General features: G+C 54.5%; 13 protein-coding genes and 1 pseudogene. 13 read left to right on the top strand and 1 reads right to left on the bottom strand.

The genetic code is table 11. The features are described from left to right. Positions 1-136: 136 nt before the first annotated feature. The gene (locus ACZ1HV_RS02000) at positions 137-1,087 is read left to right on the top strand and encodes an AEC family transporter (protein WP_298815520.1); all 951 of its coding nucleotides are present in this window, start codon (positions 137-139) and stop codon (positions 1,085-1,087) included. A gap of 27 nt (positions 1,088-1,114) precedes the next feature. Beyond that, positions 1,115-1,537 carry a DUF1801 domain-containing protein gene (locus ACZ1HV_RS01995; RefSeq protein ID WP_298963021.1) on the top strand — a complete coding sequence of 141 codons (423 nt, stop codon included), beginning with the start codon at positions 1,115-1,117 and terminating at the stop codon, positions 1,535-1,537. A gap of 15 nt (positions 1,538-1,552) precedes the next feature. Here the strand turns inward: ACZ1HV_RS01995 and ACZ1HV_RS01990 are convergent, their stop codons facing one another. After that, positions 1,553-2,755, bottom strand: coding sequence for a UbiH/UbiF family hydroxylase (locus ACZ1HV_RS01990; RefSeq protein ID WP_472717160.1), 1,203 nt, complete (start codon positions 2,753-2,755; stop codon positions 1,553-1,555). Between the two features lie 233 nt (positions 2,756-2,988). On the opposite strand from ACZ1HV_RS01990, the gene ACZ1HV_RS01985 reads away from it, so the two are divergent. The 11 genes and pseudogenes from ACZ1HV_RS01985 to ACZ1HV_RS01935 all read left to right on the top strand — a co-directional run bounded on the left by ACZ1HV_RS01985 (position 2,989) and on the right by ACZ1HV_RS01935 (position 15,822). Then, the gene (locus ACZ1HV_RS01985; RefSeq protein WP_472717159.1) at positions 2,989-3,909 is read left to right on the top strand and encodes a DUF2182 domain-containing protein; all 921 of its coding nucleotides are present in this window, start codon (positions 2,989-2,991) and stop codon (positions 3,907-3,909) included. 188 nt (positions 3,910-4,097) lie between these two features. Continuing rightward, entirely contained in the window at positions 4,098-4,814 is a 717-nt protein-coding gene (locus tag ACZ1HV_RS01980; protein WP_298963027.1) for a CDP-alcohol phosphatidyltransferase family protein, read from the top strand. Positions 4,815-5,006: 192 nt separating this feature from the next. Continuing rightward, positions 5,007-5,984 (top strand): quinone oxidoreductase family protein, encoded by a 978-nt coding sequence (locus tag ACZ1HV_RS01975; protein ID WP_298815528.1) that lies wholly within the window; start codon positions 5,007-5,009, stop codon positions 5,982-5,984. A 66-nt stretch (positions 5,985-6,050) separates the two neighbouring features. Beyond that, entirely contained in the window at positions 6,051-6,950 is a 900-nt protein-coding gene (locus ACZ1HV_RS01970) for a LysR family transcriptional regulator (RefSeq protein ID WP_298815530.1), read from the top strand. A 104-nt stretch (positions 6,951-7,054) separates the two neighbouring features. After that, positions 7,055-7,405, top strand: coding sequence for a hydroxyisourate hydrolase (gene uraH, locus ACZ1HV_RS01965; protein ID WP_298815532.1), 351 nt, complete (start codon positions 7,055-7,057; stop codon positions 7,403-7,405). Between the two features lie 3 nt (positions 7,406-7,408). Then, positions 7,409-8,893, top strand: coding sequence for a xanthine dehydrogenase small subunit (xdhA, locus tag ACZ1HV_RS01960; protein WP_472717158.1), 1,485 nt, complete (start codon positions 7,409-7,411; stop codon positions 8,891-8,893). Next, positions 8,877-11,212, top strand: a pseudogene (gene xdhB, locus ACZ1HV_RS01955) (xanthine dehydrogenase molybdopterin binding subunit). The gene xdhA and the pseudogene xdhB overlap by 17 nt, the downstream one beginning before the upstream one ends. Beyond that, the gene (gene xdhC / locus ACZ1HV_RS01950; RefSeq protein WP_472717157.1) at positions 11,212-12,219 is read left to right on the top strand and encodes a xanthine dehydrogenase accessory protein XdhC; all 1,008 of its coding nucleotides are present in this window, start codon (positions 11,212-11,214) and stop codon (positions 12,217-12,219) included. Before xdhB ends, xdhC begins: the two are co-directional and overlap by 1 nt. 60 nt (positions 12,220-12,279) lie before the next feature. Beyond that, entirely contained in the window at positions 12,280-13,827 is a 1,548-nt protein-coding gene (locus tag ACZ1HV_RS01945; RefSeq protein ID WP_472718390.1) for an ABC transporter ATP-binding protein, read from the top strand. Continuing rightward, on the top strand, positions 13,827-14,915 hold the full coding sequence (locus ACZ1HV_RS01940; protein WP_298815567.1) for an ABC transporter permease: 1,089 nt from the start codon (positions 13,827-13,829) through the stop codon (positions 14,913-14,915). The genes ACZ1HV_RS01945 and ACZ1HV_RS01940 overlap by 1 nt, the downstream gene beginning before the upstream one ends. Then, positions 14,908-15,822: an ABC transporter permease gene (locus ACZ1HV_RS01935; RefSeq protein ID WP_298981779.1), complete on the top strand. Its 915-nt coding sequence runs from the start codon at positions 14,908-14,910 to the stop codon at positions 15,820-15,822. The genes ACZ1HV_RS01940 and ACZ1HV_RS01935 overlap by 8 nt, the downstream gene beginning before the upstream one ends.

Genomic DNA, 15,822 nt, shown 5'->3' with positions numbered 1-15,822 from the left:
TCAGACCTGATTGGAATGCGGGTCAACGTATTGACCTTTAAGTCACGCGTCCTAGCCAAGCCAGGCGCAAGATGCAAGCGCCTTCCGACTATTGCCCAGTATGAACCGTCACAGTCTATCGAACTCTGGAAGTTGAATGCAGGACGTCGTTTCACTTGCCTTGCCGTTTTTCGGTCTGATTCTCCTTGGTTTCGGCGCAGGCAAGTTGCGCAACTTGCCCGAAGCTGGGTTGAGCTGGATGAATTTTTTCGTCGTCTATCTCGCCTTGCCCGCCTTGTTTTTTCGTCTTTTGTCGGAGACACCTTTCGAACAGTTGGCAAACGTCTCATTCGTCGCTGCCACAACCTTCACAACCTACATCGTCTTCGCAATTTCGTTCTGTATTGGCGTATTGGCAACTCGCGGAAATATTGGCGAATCCACCATTCTCGGCATCGCCGGAGCGTATTCGAACGTGGGTTACATGGGGCCGGGCCTGACACTTGCCGTTCTTGGTGAACAGGCAACCGTGCCTACAGCACTGATATTGGCATTCGACAATGCTCTGATGTTCATCTTGGCCCCGCTCCTGATGGCACTTGCAGGCACCGAAAACGACAGTTTTCTGGGAACACTGAAGCAAATCGGCACACGCATTTTCACCCATCCGTTCATTCTGGCCACCATCGCTGGCGTGTTGGCCGCAGCGTTGGAATTTCGCCCTCCTCAAGCGGTTGATACACTGTTGCGATACCTCAGTAATGCGGCAGCACCCTGCGCATTGTTCGCAATGGGGGTGAGCATTGCGCTTCGCCCAGTTGGCAGAATTCCGCTGGAATTGCCGGTTGTATTGGCCATAAAACTGGTTTTGCATCCGGTTCTGATTTTCTTGCTGCTGAGTTTTCTGGGTGGCTTCGACCCGAGCTGGGTTGCCACAGCTGTGCTCATGTCGTGCCTGCCGCCAGCAACGAATGTTTTCGTGATTGCGCAACAATATGGAACCTATGTTCAAAGAGCCTCCAGTTTCGTACTGATAGGAACCGCAATTTCCATTGTGACCGTCACTTTCTTCATTTGGGCGATTACGACGGGACTTTTGCCAACTTGATCAAGCTGGACAACATCGGTGAATGAAATGAAAGACAACCCGGATGTCCTGGCGGTCATAGATCGCTATCCAGAAGAGGTGAGGGCTGCAATTCTGAGATTGAGAGCCCTCATTGCCGAAACCGCCAAGTCCAGCGAAGCCGTCGGTACGCTCGAAGAAACACTGAAATGGGGACAGCCCAGCTATCTGACAGTTCGTCCGAAGTCAGGAACCACTGTTCGTATCGACCGGGATACTTCGGATTCAGGTGACTACGCACTTTATGTCAATTGCCAGTCTTCACTTGTATCGGAATGGCGCGGGCTCTTTCCAAACATGACGTTCGGCGGAAATCGCAGCGTTCATTTTCGACTGGATGCTAAGATGCCGGAAGACGAACTTCGGCAGATGATGCTTATGGCACTCACATACCACGCCAGCAAAAACAAACGGAAAGCACCTTCGCCGTGATCGGTTTGACTTCTGCTAACGACCGAACCTGAAGGCAGATCCTGGCGCTAGCCCCTCTCGCATGAGCATGCGGCGGAATGGTCCAACACGTTCGGCCAAATGCATACTTACACTTCGTGCAGCCTGAACTGGCAGGAAATCCGTTAAAAGAGATCGGTTCAGTGCATCAACTGCACTGGTGCGCGAACGAATATCTCTGACACGCTTTGTTTCATATGCCTTGAGCACCGCATCGCGTCCAAGATCCTGATGTTTCATGCGTGCAGACAAGAGGACACCGGAAAGGTCCATGACGTCCCGCAGCGAAAGGTTTAGGCCTTGCGCCCCAATCGGCGGGAAGACATGCGCTGTTTCTCCAACAAGCGCCAGTCTGTCTTTGACCAATGTCTGCGCCGTAAGTCCGGACAAAGGAAAGCTCTGCGGTTTCGAAGCCAAGGTGAAACGTCCCAGGATGGAGTGCGCGCGCCGCTCCAGCTCAAGCTCCAACTCATGGGTATCAAGTGAAAGAAGGGTTTCAGCTCCTTCCGCCGTTTCGACGCAAACGAGCGAGGATTGCCTGCCAGGCAGTGGAACAAGCGTGTATGGACCGGTTGATGTATGAAATTCAGTTGAAATGTGCTGATGCGGCAAACGGTGCTCTAGGTTCAACACAACGGCGACCTGAGGATAAGACCACCGGCGAACCTGGATCCCGGCGGTTTCTCTAAGGACGGAATTCCGCCCGTCTGCAGCGACAACCAACTTTGCCTCAATGGCTTGCCTGGAGTTTGTAGTCAAAAGTGCAGTTTCGTCTCCGTATTCAACTTGAGCAACGCTGTCATCCAATTCGGCAACGTTGCTGTGCGCTTCACATTGTTTCTCAAGAACATTGTTAAGTTCGTGGTTCAAGATATTGAAACCAAAGACTTCCATTCCGAGTTCAGCACTGTCAAATACAACTTCCGGCGCACGAATGAGCCGACCTGTGTCGTCAATCATACGCATCTTTTTAAGCTCGCAAGCAGTGTCGGCAAGCTCGTGCCAGACACCGATTTCTTGCAACAACTCGATGGACTTTTGCCAAAGAGCGGTTGTGCGCCCATCCTTTTGCGTTGATCGTGGAGCTACAAGAGCGCATGAAAAGCCATTTTGCGCCAATGTCAGCGCAGCAATCCGTCCTGACGGTCCACCGCCTACAATCGCTATGTCAAAGATCTGGGACAAATTTGTTTTCGGCATGATCCAGGCTCGCGTGAAAAGGGTTGGCTTAAGATCGACCGCAGACAAAAGAAATTCAACGGGACGAAGTTACGCAGGCTGTTTGATACCGCGAACCGAGTTTTCAGCATATGTTGTCCTTGTGAGCGAAATCAAATTCTTCGCATCAAAGTGCTGCTATCCATTCTGACCAAGCAGGTGGCAAATTAGCAGGCTTGCGGCAAGGCAAGATCAGCGGATTAAAGGAAGTGACAGTGCCATTGACCACGGCCAGCTACACTCAGATGGACAGTGGATTTCCGCGCGGCTGGCCAATGGTTTTGTTGTTCGTTGCGCTTCTAACGCTATCCGGTTGGGCATATCTGGTTGCCATGGTTGCTGACATGGTCCCCGTGATGGACATGACCGAAGCTGGTCCCGGAATGGGATTGCTGAACCAATTCAATCTGTTCAAGGGTCTGTCTGCAGACGCAAGAGCCGCTCTCGCTGTCCTTTGTCTACCAGCGGGCGCCACGTTCGGAATGCCAGGCCCCGCGATGGCTGCAGTAGACGTTCTGAAGATCTTCGTAATGTGGGCCATGATGGCGCTCGCAATGATGTTGCCAAGTGCAATTCCCATGCTGAGGGCCTATCACTTCAAGTTGGGCCAAGAAACAAACTTTAAGACCAATCCGGCTCCTGCCGTCATCAGTGCATCGATAGGCTATGTGCTTGTCTGGCTCGGCTATGCGGCATTGGCAACGTCAGCCCAATTGTTGCTATTCAAGATAGGTGCAGTCAGTGACATGATGGCACCGGCGACGCTTGCGTTGACCACAAGCGTCCTTTTCGCCGCAGGGCTCTACCAATTCACACCTGCCAAAAAGGCGTGCCTCGTGCGTTGCTGGTATCCACGCTGGGTCTTTGCTGAGTCGACTGTGGGCAACCGCATTGCAACCGGCATGAAAGAGGGCGTTGCCCAGGGCTGGGCCTGCCTTGGTTGTTGCTGGGCGGTGATGACAGTGATGTTTGCGGTCGGCCTTATGAACGTCATATGGATCGCAGTGCTGGGTGCGGTGATGGCCTTGGAAAAAACATTCCCGAACCGCGTCTTTCCATATCTTCTGGGTGTTTTCTTCCTGGTGTGGGCAGCATTCTTGACCACCGCCATCCTTCTTGGAGGCAAAGCTGCCTGAAACCAAAACCTTTGACGACATCAAGATTGGCAATGAAAGTGAGCTGGGGCTGTTTTTTCGGTTCACACTGTCATACGATTGCAATAAAGGTTTCCAACCGCTCCAGCGTAGTGACAGGTTATTCCAACAATTGATCCAGTCCGACCGCTGTCAGCCTAATTCACCCTGGATTGGAGTGAGGACTTCGCGTGACGGACATTCCGACAGGTAAAGACAGAGCCGAACCGGCCCTGTTTCTGATTCATATCCTGACGGCGTCCGGTGCGCCCATTGCCCTGGTAGCACTCTTGGCCGGGGCCCAGGGAAACTGGGCGGAAATGTTCGCATGGCTGGGCTTGGCCTTCTTTATCGACGGGATCGATGGCCCACTCGCTCGTCGATTTAACATAGCTGAAAAGCTGCCCCGCTGGTCTGGCGCTTCCCTTGATTTTGTCATCGATTACGCAACCTACGTTTTTCTGCCTGCGTTCGCGCTCTCCTGGAGCTTGATGTTGTCGCAGCCCTGGAACTGGATTTGCGGCGGTTTGATCGTCTTCACAGGAGCGCTTTATTTCGCTGACAACGGAATGAAAACGCCGGATGGATCCTTCAAAGGGTTCCCTGCCGGATGGAACATGGTCATCTTCGGGTTGATGGTTCTCTCTCCGTCAGAAGGCTTCACCATCGGATTTATCTTGCTTTGCTGCGCTTTGACATTCGCGCCGGTCCGTTTCGTTCATCCGGTACGTGTGCGACGCTGGCGTGCGCTGACGCTCCCGGTGACACTCCTGTGGATGGGTCTGGCGGCGCTTGCCATTTTGGACAACATGACCTTGAACGCCCCGATGGCAATGCTTTTTACTGCTGCCAGCATTTACCTGTTCTTCGTTTCCGCAGTTCAGCAGGTGCTCGACCGGGTCGATTGAACTGTTCAGGATGAGCACTTGTTGTTCGTCTATCAATTGATCCGTTCGCAAATCTTACTGGCCGGCAAAACGCCGATCAGTTGCTATGTGCCTAAGGTCTTTCCCGATACCATCCCAGTCACTAAGGTTCCCCAAAAAGACAACCGCCGCGATGCCAACTGTGCTGACCGGCCTGAACGCTGAGGTTCTAAAATGGTTCAAGCGATCTGCATTCACGAAACAGGTGGTCCCGAAGTCATGCGCTGGGAACATGTCGAGGTCGGAGAACCGGGAGCTGGAGAGGCCCGCATCAGACAGACTGCAATTGGCTTGAATTTCATCGATACATATTTCCGGTCAGGTCTTTATCCATCGCCTGATGGAACACCGTTCAGTCCGGGCAATGAAGGTGCGGGGATCGTTCAAAGCGTTGGCGAAGGCGTAAACCATCTCCGTCCCGGTGATCGTGTGGCCTATGTCGGTCCAATTGGCGCCTATGCACAGGAAAGAGTGTTGCCCGCAGACAAGCTGGTTGTCCTGCCGGAAGGCATTGATGAGAAGACAGCCGCCGGAATGATGCTCAAGGGCATGACGGCGCAGTATCTTTTGCGCCAGACCTTTAAGGTTGACAGCAACACGGTACTTCTTTTCCACGCAGCCGCAGGCGGCGTCGGCCTGATCGCCGGGCAATGGGCTGCCCACCTTGGTGCAACCGTCATAGGGACTGCAGGGTCGGACGAAAAGATCGCACTGGCCAAAGATCATGGCTACCAGCACATGATCAACTACCGCACTCAGAATTTTGTTGAACGTGTTCAGGAGATCACTGACGGGAAGGGCTGTGATGTTGTCTACGATTCTGTGGGCAAGGACACGTATCCCGGCTCTCTTGACTGTTTGAAGTCGCGCGGGCTGTGGGTCAGCTTTGGACAGTCTTCCGGTCCGATTACAGATTTCAATCTTGGTCTATTGGCTCAAAAGGGCTCGCTTTTCGCAACAAGGCCGACGCTCTTTAACTACATCGCTACCCGAGAAGCCTTGGAAGCGACGGCAGGTGAGCTTTTTGAAGTGGTTCAAAAAGGTATCGTCAAGATAAACGTCAACCAGGAATATCGGCTTGCTGACGCGGTCCAGGCCCATCAGGATCTGGAAGGCAGAAAAACCACCGGGACCACCGTTCTGGTCCCTTGAGGCATATCAGCATTCATGCGATCGGTTAGGGCACAAGATCTATCCAGGAACCTATACAGTCCGGCGATGCGCTACTTTTTGGCGGTCGCCGAAGCTGGCTCCATGCGGGCGGCGTCACGGGAACTCAATGTCGCTTCTTCGGCGGTCAATCGGCAAATTCTCTGGCTTGAAGAAGCGCTAGGATTGCAGCTGTTCGACCGGGTCGGTCGACGATTGAAACTGTCTCAGGCAGGCGAAGTTCTTCTGGCCCACATTCGCCGCACCTATTCGGACTTCGAAGGAACCGTTGCCGAACTTGATGCCTTGAAGGGTCTGCGGCGCGGCACCGTTTCCATAGCAAGCGTTGAAAGCGTTGCTGAAAAACTGCTGCCCGCGCTGATCAGCAGTTTCCGAAAGAGCTATCCGGGAATTCATGTAAACGTATCCGTATCGTCTTCTCACGAGGCTGCCAGGAAAGTCGAGGCCGCGGAAGCGGACGTCGGTTTCACATTCGATCCGCCGGAAACATCCGCACTCTCTATCGCATTCCAACATGATCTGGGAATTGGCGCGTTGATGACGCCCGATCACCCGCTTGCTAAGTCAAAATCCCTCAGTTTGCAGGAGTGCCTGAAATATCCTGTCGCATTGCCGGCACAAGGGCTTTCACTGCGCACGCGAATAGATCTTGTCAGAAACAGGATACCCGGCGCTTCAAGAACTTATGTCGAAGCCAATTCTTTGCGGTTGATGAGAGCTCTTGCGCGTGAAGAGCAGGTTATCGGGTTCCAAACCCTGATCGGTTGTGAAGATGACTTGGCGTCAGGGATTCTCGTGTTCAAACCCCTGTCGGATGCACCGCTTCAGGCTGACCGGCTTTGTGTGATAACCTCTTCCCTGCGCGCACTTGCCTTGGCACCCGGGATGTTCTTCGATCACGCTGTGCTCACACTGAAGGATCATTTGCCTACTATTGATGCCAAATAGGCATCATAAAGCTCTCAAATGAGCGCTTTGGTTCGGTGCATTTTTAAGGCACATTTTTTCTTGATGGATTTTGCGGCATTTTACCGCAGACAGGAGAGGTTTAGATGGGGCGCCTGACTACGCATGTTCTGGACACAGCTCTGGGCAAACCAGCAAATGGTTTGAAAATCGAACTTTGGACAGCGGAAGACACACCCCGCCATATCTCGACGCACGAAACAAACAATGACGGGCGAGTAGACGCTCCGATTCTTGAAGGAGCGGCGTTCAAGACCGGTTCGTATGAATTGCGGTTTCATGCAGGCGCGTATTTGAAATCCACGACACAGCAGCTCGCCGACCCGCTCTTCCTCGACGTTATTCCAATCCGCTTCGGTATGGCGGAACCCGATGGCCACTACCATGTGCCGCTTCTTTTATCGCCGTTTGGTTATTCGACTTACAGGGGAAGCTGAACCATGCGCGACACCATTCGCTTCCTAAAAGGTGGACAAGTCGTCGAACTAGCCGATGTCGGGCCGAGCGAGACGTTGTTGGATTATCTCCGTCTGCGGCGTATGGAAACCGGCACTAAAGAAGGGTGCGGTGAGGGGGACTGTGGTGCCTGCACCGTGGCTCTCGGTCGTTTGCAGGGTGGACGTATTGTCTACCAACCGGTCAACAGCTGTATTCAGCTTTTGGGAATGATAGATGGAGCGGAGCTGGTAACCGTCGAAGACCTGATCGAAGACAAACGTCTGCATCCGGTTCAGAGGGCCATGGTTGACTTGCACGGATCGCAATGCGGCTTCTGCACACCCGGTTTTATCATGACACTTTTCACGCTTTACCATGCTGAGGGTGAACACAAGTCTCGTAAAACCGTTACGGAGTGGCTGGCCGGAAATCTTTGCCGCTGTACAGGGTACCGCCCGATCATCGATGCGGCCCTTCAAGCATGCTTCGAAGCGGCAGACGACGCATTTACCTGGCGTTCCAAGCAAACGCGCGAAAACCTCCAGATGCTCGCTGACAGCCGGGATGTTTTCCTGGGCGACAGCAATCAGTTCTTCTCATCACCCGCAACGCTTGACGGCCTTGCCGCGCTATTCGGCCAGCATCCGGACGCGACCATTGTTTCCGGTGCAACAGACGTTGGCCTTTGGATTACCAAACAACTGCGCGACCTGAAAAAAATGATCTGGCTTGGCAGGATTGAAGGTCTCGATCGGGTTGAGGAGAGCCCTTCAGGCGTACTGATCGGCGCTACAGCAACCTACCAGGCGACTGAAAGCGCGTTGAATGCTCTTTCACCAAATCTTGGCGAGCTCTGGAGGAGAATTGGTTCCAAACAGGTTCGCGCCTCCGGCACTGTTGGTGGCAACATCGCCAATGGTTCTCCGATCGGTGACACGCCGCCAGCCTTGATCGCACTCGGGACCACTTTGGAACTTCACTCCGCGGAAGGTTCGCGCGCATTGCCACTGGAAGATTTCTTCATCGACTACGGCAAACAGGACCGGCGGCCCGGAGAATTTGTAACTGGCCTGTTCGTACCGCGCCTTTCGGCCAATCAGGCATTCCGTTGCTACAAGATTTCCAAACGATTTGATCAGGACATCTCGTCAGTCATGGGGGCATTCAGACTAACAGTTGCACCCGATGCCACTATCATTGAAGCACGCGTAGCCTATGGCGGGATGGCTGGTACGCCGAAAAGAGCCTTTGACACAGAAGCCGCTCTTGTGGGTGTGTCCCTCGAGGACCCGTCAACCTGGGGCACAGCAATGCAATCACTCTTGTCCGACTTCACACCTCTGACCGACATGAGGGCAAGTGCTGAATACCGGATGGAAACAGCAAGAGCATTGTTGGCAAAAGCGCTGATGGAAATCAGCGGAACTGCACCGGAAGACATTCGCGTTCTTGCAAGACGGGAGGCTGGTCATGACCGCGCCGCTTGACCAGACCAGCCTGGAGCAGCCGCTGAAACAAGTTCGCAGAGCGTTGCCGCACGACAGCGCCGAAAAGCATGTCTCTGGTACCGCCACCTATATCGACGACATGCCGGAAGCGGCCGGAACACTGCATGTCGTTCCTGGATGGGAAAGGGGAGCAACACGGGCGCGCATCCAGTCGATTGACCTGGAAGACGTTCGAAACGCCCCCGGCGTGGTTGCGGTACTGACGGCGGATGATGTTCCGGGGACAAACGACTGCTCCTCCGCATTTGGCGATGATCCCGTTCTGGCATCGGGTGAGGTGCTGTTCTTTGGTCAGGTTATTTTTGCGGTTGTGGCCACGACACGGGAAGCAGCGCGCCGGGCAACACTACTGGCCAAGATCGAAATTTCGCCTATCACGCCAATTTTGACGGTTGAAGATGCCGAAGACGCCGACACCACCGTCTTGCCGGACTATCAGTTTCGCAGAGGGTCTCCGGAAACAGGCATGACGGCATCAGCGTCGCTTCTGGACGGATCCATGCGCATTGGCGGTCAGGAACACTTCTATCTGGAAGGCCAGGTGGCGATGGCCCTGCCGCAGGAAGATGGCGGCATGCTGGTCTACTCCTCTACGCAGCACCCGACCGAAATCCAGCACACAGTAGCAAAGGTTCTTGGTGTACCGGATGCACGTGTTACCGCTGAGGTGCGCCGTATGGGCGGCGGTTTTGGAGGTAAGGAATCACAGGCCAACCAATGGGCAGCGCTCGCGTCGATCGCAGCTCAAAAACCGGAAAGGCCTGCAAGCTTCGGCTCGACCGGGACGACGACATGATCATGACCGGAAAACGTCACGATTTCCGGGTCGACTGGAAGGTCGGACACGACGGCACCGGCAAGATCCGGGCCGTTGAAATGGAATTCTTGTCGCGCTGTGGCTATTCGGTTGACCTGTCGCTTGGTGTCAACGACCGCACGCTGTTTCACGCGGATTCGAGCTACTTTTACCCAGACGCGCAGATCAGGTCGCGCCGGCTTCGTACCGACACGTGCTCCAATACGGCCTTCCGCGGCTTCGGCGGACCACAAGGCATGTTGGCGGCAGAACGCATGATCGATGCCATCGCGATCAGTGTCGGAAAAGATCCCTTGGAAATTCGAAAGCTGAATTTCTATGACGGTGAGCACAATCTGACACCGTTTGGCATGCCGGTCGAAGAATTCGAGGTCATGCATGATCTCATTTCGCAGCTCGAAGAAAGCTCCAACTACTGGGATCGGCGGGAGGTTATCACGGCTTTCAATGCCGAAAACGCGGTCCTTAAAAAAGGCCTTGCGCTGACCCCCGTCAAGTTCGGCATTTCATTTACGCTCAAACACCTCAATCAGGCCGGAGCCTTGGTGCATCTTTATACCGACGGTTCAATTCATCTGAACCACGGCGGCACGGAAATGGGTCAGGGTCTCTATCAGAAAGTCGCTCAGGTCGTTGCCGAAGAATTTGGTGTCACTCTCGATAAGGTTCACATCACGGCAACCAACACATCCAAGGTTCCCAATACCGGTCCAACGGCAGCGTCTTCGGGCACGGACCTGAATGCCATGGCGGCAAAACTGGCAGCCAAGGAAATCAGGAACCGGCTCACCACATTCTTGTGTGAGCAACATCAGTGCGGCCAGGAAGCGATACATTTCGGAGACAACAAGGTTCTGGTCGGAGATCAGAGCTTCCCATTGGCAGACGTTGCCAAACAGGCCCATATGGCCAGAATCCAGATGTCTCATGCAGGCTTTTATGCAACGCCCGGAATCACTTGGGACAGAGACAGCGCAACGGGCCGGCCTTTCTATTATTTTGCATTTGGCGGAGCATGTGCCGAGGTTACGATCGACACCATGACCGGTGAAATGACCGTAGACCGGGTCGATATACTTCACGACGTCGGTCATTCTCTCAATCCGGCCATAGACCTTGGTCAGATTGAAGGTGGGTTCGTGCAAGGAATGGGTTGGCTGACCACGGAGGAGCTGATCTGGGACGAGGCCGGTCGCCTTAGAACTCATGCGCCTTCAACATACAAGATCCCGACAGCTTCCGACATTCCCGAAGACTTCACAGTCAACCTCTATCAAGGGTCGGGAAATCCTCAGTCAACCGTGTACCGTTCCAAGGCGGTCGGAGAACCTCCGGTGATGCTGGCAAACGCGGTTTTCTGTGCCATCACAGATGCGGTTGCAAGTCTCAATCCGGGTGAAGTTCCGGCTCTCGATGCACCCGCAACGCCGGAAGCGATCATGAAAGCCGTCCAGGACATGCGCCGGAGAAGGGCAACTTGATGAAAACCTGGGCACAGATTGCCAGTTTCCTGAAAGAAGGCGATGCCTGTGCCCTCGTTACCGTGTCCCGCGTTGACGGTTCCGCACCAAGGGAAGCTGGGGCAAGAATGGTTGTTGCCCCCGATATGAGGTTTTCCGGAACAATTGGAGGAGGCACGCTCGAATTCGAGACAATTCGGAATGCGGCCATGGCCGCTCGGGCAGGTATGGCCGTTTTCCGCCAGCAAAACGTGTCTCTGGGGCCTGATCTTGGCCAATGTTGTGGCGGCCGAGCACAGATCACGATTGAAGTTCTGACCAAAGAAAGCTTGGGCTTGTCCGAAACACTTGCAGCCCAGGAAACTGAACTGGGCATGATTGCAACCCGGGCACCTCTTGACGACGAGAGCGTTGGTAATCGGCGGGTATCGCACCAATCACCTGAGTATCCTTTTGCCATTGAAACAGACGCGGATGGCAGTCAGCAGCTTGTCGAAGTCTTTGGGCAGGTTCGGCGTCCTATTGTGCTCTTCGGCGCAGGCCACGTTGGAAAGGCGCTTGTGCTCGCGCTGGCACCGCTTCCCTTCGAAGTCTCATGGATTGACGGCCGTCCAGATCAGTTCCCGGGCGCTGTTCCGGCGAATGTCCGGAAAATCGCCATGACCGATCCGGCAAATGCATTGGAAAATGCCAGGGATGGCGCGTTTGTTCTGGCGATGACGCACTCGCACGCACTTGATGAAGAGATCATGGCACGTGCTTTGCTTCATCAACGCTTCGGCTATTGTGGTGTCATCGGATCCAGAACCAAGAAAGTGCGGTTTCAAAAGAGGCTTAAATCCAGAGGGATTGCCCCGTCGCTGATATCGCACATGGTCTGCCCGATCGGCAGCACGACAATAAAGTCTAAAGCCCCAGCTACCATCGCCGCCGGTATTGCCGCCGACCTGCTGGAACGGGACGAGGCACTTCATCAACAGGCCGCTGCAGGCGAGGGGCTTGCACAAAATATACCACATGGTCAATAAAGCGGCATTCGCCTGGGGGACAGCGTGTCAGATAACAGCCTTTCAAAGAACGGCAACAGCATGGTTCAGCAACCAAGATCCGGAAAGGACACCTTGTTGGACGCTCGCGGGCTTACGAAACGGTTTGGCGATATCCTGGCCAATGACCGCGTGGACCTTGTCATAAACAAGGGGGAGATCCACGCTCTTCTTGGCGAAAACGGTGCTGGAAAGTCGACACTCGTCAAGATGTTCTACGGGTCATTGGAACCCGACGGTGGCGACATTCTTTGGCAAGGCACACCAGTCACCATCGGCAACCCGGCCGCGGCACGCGAATTGGGTATCGGTATGGTGTTCCAACACTTTTCACTATTTGAAGCCCTGAGTGTCGTTGAAAACATTGCGCTCGCATTGCCGAACCCTGGACGGATGACCGAACTTGCCAAACAGATCGAAAACGTTTCCCGGGACTACGGTCTGCCGCTCAACCCGGCAGACATTGTTGCCGACCTCCCGGTCGGTATTCGACAACGGATCGAGATTGTCCGCTGCCTTCTTCAGGAACCCCAGCTCATTATCATGGATGAGCCAACTTCTGTGTTGACGCCCCAAGAGGCCGACCAGCTTTTCTTGACGCTTGATCGTCTGGCGAACGAAGGCTGTGCGGTCCTTTACATCAGCCACCGCCTGGAAGAAGTGAAGCGCATTTGCCATCACGCGACTATTCTGCGCCACGGCCAGGTGGTGCGTGAGTGCGACCCAACCAAAGAAACACCTGCATCACTTGCCAGCATGATGGTGGGTGCGGACGTTGCGTCGGTCAGCGCGAGTGAACAGAAGCCACAAGTCGGAGACGTACGCTTGGGGCTGAACGGTCTTTCCGCGAAGGCTGCAACACCATTTGCCACTGCGCTCAACAGCATTTCACTTGATCTGCGGGCAGGCGAGGTAGTTGCGATTGCCGGCGTTGCCGGGAACGGTCAGGGAGAACTCTTTGACGCGATTTCAGGTGAAATGCCGGTCGAGGCCTCAATGGTCCAGATCGATGGGAAAGCTTGCGGCAAGAAAAATATCACCTGGCGGCGACGGCAGAACGCCGCGTTTGTTCCCGAAGAACGGCTGGGACATGGCGCTGTTCCAGGCATGAAGCTTTCACAGAACATCGTGCTGACAAGGCATTCGACTGGAGACAAACTGGTTGGCAACGGCTTCGTCTCGAATGCTCAGGCCGGGGAAATGGAAAAACGGATCAAGCAAAATTTTGATGTCCGCATGTCGCATGACGACCCTGAAGCGCGTTCACTCTCCGGCGGAAACCTTCAGAAATTTGTGGTCGGGCGTGAGCTTGACCGCAAACCCGGTGTGCTTGTGGTCAACCAGCCGACATGGGGGGTGGATGCCGGTGCAGCTGCCCTTATTCGCCAGGCCCTTATCGACTTGGCCCGTGAAGGTTCCGCGGTCCTCGTGATCAGCCAGGATCTTGATGAAATCTTTGAAATTGCGGATCGGATTGCAGTGATCTCAAGAGGCTTTTTGTCTGAAGCAGAACCGGCAGAGGACATGACCCGCGAGAGGGTCGGACTTCTGATGGCAGGCGGCGCGGAAGCCCAAGGGGAGGTGGCATGATGCGTATTGAGCTGGTCAAACGCAAAGAACACAGCCAGCTAATGGCTATGCTGTCCCCTCTCATTGCAGTGGCGCTAACCGCACTTGCCGCCGGAATCATTTTCTCAATTTCCGGTCACAACCCGTTGGTTGCTCTCTATAAATTCTTTATTGAGCCTTTAACACAGCAATGGTCATTTGAAGCCACCATCGACAAGGCGACACCGCTCATCCTGATCGCTTGCGGACTATCGGTCTGCTACCTTTCCAACAATTGGAACATCGGGGCAGAAGGTCAGTTCGTGATCGGAGCCCTGTTCGGCTCGATCTTGCCTGTGCTCTTTCCTTCGTTCGAAAACGCAGCAACGTTACCGCTCATGCTCATCTTCGGTGCGATTGGCGGTGCTCTCTGGGCGCTTGTTCCGGCACTCTTGAAGACGCGCTTCAATACGAATGAAATTCTCACCAGCCTCATGCTCGTTTATGTCGCTAGCCTCATACTCGACTATCTTGTGCGCGGGCCCTGGCGTGACCCCGACGGATACAACTTTCCTGAATCCAGAATTTTCTCCGATGCGGCAACCTTGCCGGAGGTTTTTGGCGGCGCGATGAGCCTGTCAGCTCCCATCACCGTCCTGATTGCGATCATCTTGGCGATTGTTCTGGCGAAAACGCTTAAGGGTTTTGAAATTCGCGTTATGGGTGAAAGCCCGCGTGCGGGCGGTTTTGCGGGCTTTTCCGCCAAAGGGTTGACGCTCTTTTCCTTTGCGCTGGCCGGAGCCCTTGCCGGTCTCGCGGGTACGATGGAAGTGTCGGGCGCCTTGAACCAGTTGCTGCCCTCCATTTCACCCGGATATGGGTTCACGGCGATCATCGTTGCCTTTCTGGGCCGTTTGAATCCCATCGGGATCATCATTGCCGGATTTGTTTTGGCACTCTCCTATATCGGCGGAGAAGGCGTTCAGTCTGCCATGGGAGTGACCAATGAAATAGCGAGCGTTATCCAGGGATTGCTGTTGTTCTTCGTTCTCGCATGCGACACGCTCATTCTCTATCGGATCCGCTTCGTCTCCCGCCATGGTTCACAAGGGGAGGCGTCCCATGTTTGAAGCCGTTCTTTTGACTGTCATCACCGCTGCAACACCGCTCCTGATTGCAGCTCTCGGCGAATTAGTCGTCGAAAGATCAGGAGTTCTCAATCTTGGCGTTGAGGGCATGATGATCATGGGTGCGGTTGTCGGTTTTGCCGTCGCAAACCAAACAGGATCGGGCTTTCTGGGTGTGGTTGCGGCAGTTGCTGCCGGTATGGCCATGTCCGCGCTGTTCGGCTTTCTGGTGTTGGTCCTGGTCACCAATCAGGTTGCAACAGGCCTGGCGCTGACAATTCTTGGTATCGGGTTTTCCGGCATGATCGGTGAAGCTTTTATCGGCGTCCCTGGTTTGAAGATACCGGAACTCTATATTCCGATCCTGTCGGAGATACCCTTCTTCGGTCCGGTCTTTTTCCAGCAGGATGCGATTGTCTATATAAGTTTCGCACTCGTTGCTGCCGTTGCCTATTTCCTGTTTCGGACAAGGCTCGGTTTGGTGCTGCGTGCGGTCGGTGACAATCACGGCTCCGCCCATGCCCTTGGATACTCTGTCATTCGCATCCGCTTCTCCGCCGTGCTATTCGGCGGCGCCTGCGCAGGCCTTGCCGGAGCCTATATGTCGCTTGCCTACACGCCACAATGGGTAGAAAACATGACAGCGGGCAGGGGCTGGATAGCTTTGGCCCTGGTTGTTTTCTCATCCTGGCTGCCCTTGCGCGTTGTCGTCGGCGCCTACCTTTTCGGAGCAGTGAGCGTCCTGAACCTTCACGCGCAAGCCGTCGAGCTGGACATCCCGTCCCAGCTGCTGTCGAGCTTGCCTTATCTTGCGACTATTTTGGTGCTTGTGCTCATATCCGCAAACCGCAGACTGACACTTGTCAACACACCAGCTTGTCTGGGCAAACCATTCGTTCCAGACCGGTAG

Source organism: Roseibium sp. JB4-4 (assembly GCF_055693425.1).
The sequence above is the reverse complement of the archived record's forward strand: the minus strand, read 5'-3'. Positions and strand labels throughout refer to the sequence as shown.